Source organism: Salinigranum salinum (assembly GCF_009176545.1).
Lineage (GTDB): Archaea > Halobacteriota > Halobacteria > Halobacteriales > Haloferacaceae > Salinigranum > Salinigranum salinum.
The window spans coordinates 85,689-93,298 of sequence record NZ_VTOJ01000003.1; the positions used below are offsets into that span (position 1 = coordinate 85,689).

3 protein-coding genes are annotated in these 7,610 nt (G+C 60.4%); all 3 read left to right on the forward strand.

The annotated features are described in order from the left end of the window. The first annotated feature begins 243 nt into the window (after window positions 1-243). Window positions 244-4,281: a hypothetical protein gene (locus tag FZP69_RS21785; RefSeq protein WP_152043530.1), complete on the forward strand. Its 4,038-nt coding sequence runs from the start codon at window positions 244-246 to the stop codon at window positions 4,279-4,281. Window positions 4,282-4,543: 262 nt separating this feature from the next. Then, window positions 4,544-6,430 (forward strand): phage NrS-1 polymerase family protein, encoded by a 1,887-nt coding sequence (locus tag FZP69_RS21790; protein ID WP_152043531.1) that lies wholly within the window; start codon window positions 4,544-4,546, stop codon window positions 6,428-6,430. Window positions 6,431-6,764: 334 nt separating this feature from the next. Continuing rightward, the coding region (locus tag FZP69_RS21795) for a replication factor A (protein ID WP_152043532.1) at window positions 6,765-7,610 on the forward strand (846 nt) is incomplete at its 3' end.

The following is a 7,610-nucleotide window of genomic DNA, read 5'->3' on the forward strand; positions in this document are numbered from 1 at the left end:
AGCGATGATGCCATTCGGGAGGCGGTGTCTCGGCATCTTCTGTCGCAGGAGACAGACGACCAGGAGCACCCCGTCCAGACCGATTCAGCTGTTGATCCGGTACCGGATCAGACGAGGAGTTCATTCCCGAATCCCAGTGACGATCCCCGACGAACTGAACCCTCTGCCGGCGACCCCGTCGACGCGCATCGTGGTGGTCCGGAGGACTCGGGATCTAACAGTGATGATCTTGCGTTCGATCCAATGGATGATGGAGGTGGGGGCGCACACTCAACTGATGATGTCCCCGAGGACACCTCCCATCCCTACATCAAGATCACACCCGCTCGCGAACAGGTAGTTCCGAAACAGATCGTCAAGGGGCTCTACGGATTTCACCGGGCGGGTGGTGGCCGAGAGATGCCCTTCGGGCTGGCCGAACGCCTCCCGTTCGTCTCTCCGAAGACGACCTTCGAGTTCTTGATTCACAAACCGCGAGAGACGCAGCGGTTCGATTTCTACCTCGGGGTCCACCCGTACGACGTCCGGGCGTTCAAAAACCTCGCCAACAACATCTCCGCGATGTATCCTGATACGTTTACCTTCGAGGTTGCTTCGTTCTCCCCCCGTGACGCATTCACCCGCCAGAACGAGCGCCTAGCTGGCCTCCGGGCACTGGCCGAACTGGAAGGGATTGAGGAACTCGAGGGGCTCCAGGGATTCCGGCGGATAGAATACGCACTCGAAGAACTCCATGAGGGAGATCCTGACGGAACGGAGGAATCCGAGTCGGCCGACCATCCAGAGGCCTCCGATGACGAGTCAGATATGGAGATGCCCTCGATGGTTCGATGGGTCGGAACTGAGGCAAAGAACAATGATTGGATGACGCTTCTCTCGCGGTTTTCCGAGGTCGATCTCACCGCGGAGGACGGGTATCGATCACCACTGAGCGTGCTCTTGGAGCAGGCGACGGGAACGGACGAACCCTTCGTATTCCAGGCGATATTCAGTCCGCGTCGCGACTGGACGAAAGAGGCCGAGGCCCACAAACGAAACCTCAAGATGGGCGTCTCTGGGATGAAGAGCGCGTTCATGCAGGAGCTGTGGCGCGAACTTCTCGGAACGAGCGATGATGAGCGTCGGGAGATCCACCGGGCGGATACACCCGAGCAGATCGGGGGGACGATCAAGAACGGTGAGCCGGGGAACTCGACGCAGCTCCCACGGATGGGGCAGATCGACATCAAACAGCCCACGGTTACGTTCGACCTCAGCCTCCGGGCTGCGGGCCCGCCCGATGTTGTCGGAAGCGTTGCCGGGGCGTTCAATTCTCTGTCGGGACCCTACTACGGTATCGAGGGCAAAGCGCTGGGCGTCCATCAACGCGAGTTCACCCGTCTCTGTGACGCCTCGCTCACCCACCCTGGATTGAGAACTCGTCTCCAGGAGACAACGCCCATTCTGGTTGCCAGCCCCGACGAGCTCGCGAACTTCGTGACCGTCCCGAATACCGCGACACTCCCCAAAGCTAGCCGTGGCGCCTCTGGCGGAACGCCCGACGTCCGGTCACCGCTCACCGCGACAGATGAGAATTTGCTCGCCAAATTCGATACCGGAATGTGTATCGGGAGTGCCGTTACGGCTCCCCGAGAGCGTTCGAATATCGATATACGGCTCACTGCCGATCAACTCATCCATCACGTCCTCCGGGCCGCGAGTACCGGGAGCGGGAAGTCGACCGCCATCATCAACGACGTTCTCGGTGCCTACGAGGAGCTTGACGGTCCCGTGTTCGTCTTCGACAAGAAGGGTGGGGCGATGTTCGACGAGTACAAGCGATCCCATTTCAAGCGGTTCGGCAATCTCGACGACGTCGTACACCTCTCGATTCCCGGCCGAAACGGAGAGCTCCCGGCGTTCCCGTTCTTCGACATCCGACCCCAGATCGCTGCCGGGATGTCTCGTGAGGCCGCTGTCCAGGAGAAGGTCGACCGTTATGGTGAGCTCATCTCGTACGTCATCGGTCGAGAGGCCAACGAGAACGCCTTCGTCGCGAACGAGATCCTGGCCAATCTCATCGTTGCGCTCTTCGATCCCGTCCATGGCTCGGATGCTTACGCCATCAGTGACCTGCTCGGGGCTGCCTACCGAATGCAGGTCGATCATGAAATTCCAGAAGTCAGTGACCCGGAACTTGAGGCGACCCTCATTCGCCACTTCAACGCCGAAGAGTACCGGTTCCAGACGTCGATCGACGCGGTGATGAATCGTATTACGAAGCTCAAAGAGCGGGACTTCATCTGGCGGATGATGAACTTCGTCCCCGAGTGGGACGCCGAGTCGGAAGCGTATACCGAGGACCAGATGCTGTTCAATCTGAACGAGATCCTCGACTCGAAGCGTGTCGTTCTCATCGACACCGGGGAATTCCGCCCGGCGAGTAGCAATCTCTTCACAGTCCTGATGCTCGACTACATCTGGTCGTGGGTCCGCCTCCGGAAGCGATGGGAGCGATCGGTTCCGTCACCCGATGACGGCTATGCGATCAATCTCATCATCGACGAGGCGGCGCCGATCATGCAGGCCAGCCTTCTCCGTGACGAGATGATCCCTGATGCCCGCGAGTTCGCGCTCGCGTTCGAGCTCATCGTCCACTTCCCGGAGCAGGTGAAGCGCGACGCCCTCGATACGCGGGCCTACAAGGAGATCCTCCGGAACATCAACACCAAACTCATCGGCAAGCTCGCTCTCGACGACGAACTCGCCGTTACACTGTTTCACGAGGAACTGGATGCCGATGACCTCGCTGATCGGATCGCGTCGCTTCCCCGAGGCGAGTGGCTCGCTCAGCTCCCTGATACGGGGTTCATGACCGATACGCCGGAGCTCGTGACACTCCAACCACTCGGTATCCCACCGGGACACAGCGAGAGTGACGCCCCCGTCGACAACTCCACCCGGAGCACCGACACCGGGCTCTCCTATCTCCATGTCGACCAGCAACAGCGGTCGTTCACGCGGCGCCGCTACTGTCTGGTTCCAGGAATCAACAGCCCCCCCAGCGCTGCGCAACGTGCGGCCCGATTCGGAGCTGGGGTGATGAATAGCGAAGCAGCGGATGCGTCCAGCCGGGAGTCGTCGACGACGCAGAACGACTCGGGCGTTCACGGAGACCGTCGCGACGAGGTTGACCCCGATCACGGTGATGGAGGCGGTGTCTCCTCGGGACAGGATTCGGGGCCTCGCCATCGAGAGCGAGATGATCCTGTGGATAGCGAGGCCTCCTCGTTCGAGGAAATGGTCGACAGAGACAGACAGGATAGCGGTAGCCATGCTTCATCCGAGAGGGAGCACCAGCGCCGCGATACCGATGACTCGAACACAGGCGTCTGGACCAACGAGTACGGAACGACACTAGGAACCGGTGATGCAGGGCCAGTCAATCCGACGCGTCCTTCCAACGGACAAGACGAAGAGGATGGATCCCTTGGTGACGGGACGGACGATTCGAGTTCCGATGCGAATGGCGATGGTTTCTCTAACGATCCGCCGTCGGAGATCGACGACGAGCCTATTCCCGAGGACCTTTCCGACGACGAGGTCCGGTTCCTCCGGAATGTGGTCAAAGCCCTCAATGGTGAACTCGAGGGGTACGATCTGACCGAGTCGATGACCAAGATCCGGAACCTCTCCGGGAGCAATATCGACGAGGACAAACTCGTCGAGGCTGGCTACCTCGAACACCACTGGGCTGGGAAGAAGTACTACTGGATCACCGAGAAGGGTCAGGATGCCGTCAATCGGAAACTCTACACCGGTCGGAACTACGGTGACCTGAACGAGAAGACAATCCACAAGGTGTTCTCCGAGTACTTCGCCCGCTATCTCGAATACAGTGAGGGGTTATCTGTCGAGAAATATTACGAACCGATGGGCGGCGGTATCGTCTTCGACGTGGCCGGTTTCTCGACGAACGAGGAAGGGAACCACGACCTCACAGTGATTGGAGAAGTTCTGACCAGTGTCAAGCCTGCTCGGGTGGTGAAGCACTTCGATGACTTCTGCACGATCGACGGCGTGAAGAAATTCTGGGTGGTGCAAAACTACGACGTTGCACACGAACTCGTCCGCGCTCTCGAGACAGCGGGACGGATTCAGAATGCCCCCTGGAAAGATGTCAAGAACTACGAGAAGATCACCGAAGAGGCGTTCGGGTCGACCGACGAATGGCGCATCTTGGGAGCCAACAACGTCGTGGAGTTCGTGAAGGAGCATGAGGCAGATTCCGAAGAATCATGAGTTGCAGGTCTTCAGGCGCCCGTAGAGTCCCCGATAGACTCCCTACTCGATTCTGGTACCGAGTTGCAGGGCCTTCGCCAAAGACTGGAATAGGTGTGGGAGTAGGCGGGCATCATCGATCCGCCTTATCCCGGTCCCGTCGAACGGTTTGGGTACCTGCAACTCTCCATTCCCATTCGAGGTGCGTGGTCCCTCCTCCAGATCGTTTGTACCGCCCCGAAACTGTGCGGTCGCGGACCCACCTCAGCCCCGGAATCTTCCCATGACGCTGAACACCATCTCCGATAGTAACATCCCTGATACGATTCGCGATATCCAGCAGTGGATCTGCTGGCGTGAGGAAGAGCGTGATGGGAAGCCAACCAAGATCCCGACGAAGCCCTACGACACGAGCGGGAGTCCGAACGCCCGGTCGGACGAGCCATCTCACTGGCGCGATTTCGACACCGCTCTTACCTATCACCGTGAAGGGAGAACCAAGACAGACGGAGTCGGTTTCGTGTTCTCGACCGAGACCGAGATCGTTGGAGTCGATCTCGATTCCTGTCGGGATTCGGAGACTGGCAACCTCGACGACTGGGCCCTGGATGTCATTGAGCGACTTGACTCGTACACGGAAGTCTCTCCATCTGGAACCGGTGTTCACGTCCTGGTAACTGGTCAGCTTCCTGATGGTCGGAACCGACGCGGTGAGATCGAGATGTACGACGATGGGCGGTTCTTCACCGTTACTGGGGAGCACGTCGACGGAACACCGCTCGATATCCATCGGCGTCAAGACGCCATCATCGGTGTGCATCTGGATTACGTCCAGACGGAGTCCGACGACGATAGCCAGGCGCAGCTCGACGAGCAGGCGACGGACACCTCGACAGCACCCGATGCGGATTCCTCAAGTGAGCGTGATCCCGATAACTCTCCCGTCATCACCGAGCGGTCGGGACTGCGCCGGAAATTCGGCCGGAACCATCCGACGATCGAGGATCCGGCGGTCGAGGCTGCCCTCCACAACACTCCGCCGACCAAGATTCCGATTCCCATCCCGCAGACGTTCGATGACCTCGCGGGTCCGGGCGTTCCGCTCGATGACCAAGAGGTGTTGAACCGGGCATTCGCCTCGAAAAGCGGCGAGAACATCGAGGCACTGTTCAACGGCGATCCCTCGCTGTTCGAGGGAACAGACAGCCGCTACCCCTCACAATCAGAGGCCGATATGGCGTTGTTGTTTTACTTGGCGTTCTGGACCGGGAAGGACCCCGAGCAGATGGAACGCCTGTTCCGTGAGTCCAGTCTCATGCGTCCGAAGTGGGATCGGCGGCATTACGGCAACGGAGCCACCTACGGTGGCGTCTGCCTCGCTCGAACCCTCATCGAGGTCACTGACCATTACGAGCCGCCCGCATCGGAGGGGTCATCGGGAAATGCTGCCGATCGACTCTGGGGAGATGATAACGCCGACGCTCGGTCATCTCAGTCGACGTCCTCCGACCGCTATTCGGAACCCGGTGCCAGCAGAGAGCCTCGATCCAGCGAGCATACCTCGATGACCGAGATGGGAGGTAGTCGGGCGACGTCGCGACCTCGCCGACCTGGTACCGACATGAGCGCGACCGAGGATGCTCGTCGGTTAGCGCTGAAGGTCAAGCAGCAGCACGAGCGGCTGGCCGAGCAGGCTACGTACATCGCCGATCTGGAGGCCCGGCTCCGGTGGTATCGTGAGGCACTCGGCATCGATCCCCCGATCAGCTCGGGACCGTCCAGCTACGACCGATTCTTTCGTGGAGGCGAGGATGCCGGGCGTCATGGGATGTTCGACGAGTTCTCCATGAACGTCGGGGATGTGGATCCTCCGGGCCAGCCTCCGCCGGCCCCCGAACGTGATCTCGCAGACCCTCCAAACCGCTTTGGGCAGGCGTTTCAGCGGGAATCTCGGATCGATCGTACCGATCCCATTCGCACCAACGGGGCGGGTTTCGAGGACGATTCCATCCGTCACCTCTCAGAGCCGGCACCGCCCGAATCCGAGAGAGACGACGATGGATCGGTGCCACGCTCCTCTCGGGAGGAGACCCCCAGGAGTGGCGGGGATGTAACCGAGGACGATCGTGGAGGCTGGAGGTCGCAGTTCCTCCGACGCCTGTTCGGATGACGTCGTTGCGACCCCGATCTTGAACAGGGCTGGTCAGCTTCATTTCCTCGGTCAGCCGATATTGTGTTTCCATCGGCTGTGAGTCAATCCGACGCTCCGGCTAGTCCCTAACTGACTCCGAGCGGGTTTCACCTCCCCAAGGGGGTGCGGGAAGCGGAGAGACACGGCTTCGACGGGAGAGGTGTTCCGAGTGAGCGCGTCGACCGGTCGGTTTCCAGGCCTCGACGCGGGTAATTTCACACCCCCAAAGGGGGTGCGGGGGCTGGAGGAGATGACCACGAGGTGGTCGAGTAGTCGAGTCGTCCTTCGCCAGTCCCGGTAGAGAGTGTTCCCAATGAGCACAACTAACAACTCCGAGATGGAGGACCGCGCGGTAACTATCGTCGAGACGTTCGAGGCATCAGAGATTCCGACGCTGCAGGGGATCTCACCCGAGCAGGTCGATCAGAAACTCCAGAGCCTGCTGACCTACCAGGTGCCGATGGCAGAGGCCGAACGCGTCGTCGTTCGAAGCTACCTGGAGGACGCCGAACTCGACCGCGACGATCTTCCCGGTCCTGTGGCCGACCTCGCAGGGTTCGCCCCGCAGCCCGGCCACTCGTTCGACCGGGTGATGATCGAGACCATCGACGAAGATGGTATGTGGTGTGACCTCATCGCCGAGGTCGTCGAGCTCTGGGAACCCCGGAGCGAGTCCATCGCCCAGGTGGGACTCATCGGGGACGAGAGCGGCGTCATCAAGTTCGTCAAGTGGGCGTCCGCCGAGCTCCCTGAACTCGAGGAGGGACAGACGTACACCTTCCAGAACGTCGTGAGTGACGAGTACGAGGGGCGCTACTCGGTCGGGCTCAACTCGGCGACGAGCGTCGACCCCTCAGACGAATCGATCAACGCCTCTGATGGGACGGTCGAGGCGTCGGGTACCATCGTCGACATCCAGGATGGATCGGGCCTGATCAAGCGTTGTCCACACGAGGACTGCACGCGGGTACTCCAGAACGGCCGGTGTGCCGAACACGGCCAGGTCGACGGCGAGTTCGATTTGCGCATCAAGGCCATCTTGGATGACGGTTCCCAGGCTGTCAACGTCATCTTCGACGCCGAGGCGACTACGGCCGTCACGGGGCTGTCGATGGAGGAGGCCAAGCAGCTCGCGATGGACGCCCTCTCGACCGATGTG

Excerpts from the sequence above, each read along its gene's own strand:
- FZP69_RS21790 (WP_152043531.1), top strand. The coding sequence starts at position 4,544 with ATGACGCTGAACACCATCTCCGATAGTAACATCCCTGATACGATTCGC.
- FZP69_RS21785 (WP_152043530.1), top strand. The coding sequence starts at position 244 with ATGGATGATGGAGGTGGGGGCGCACACTCAACTGATGATGTCCCCGAG.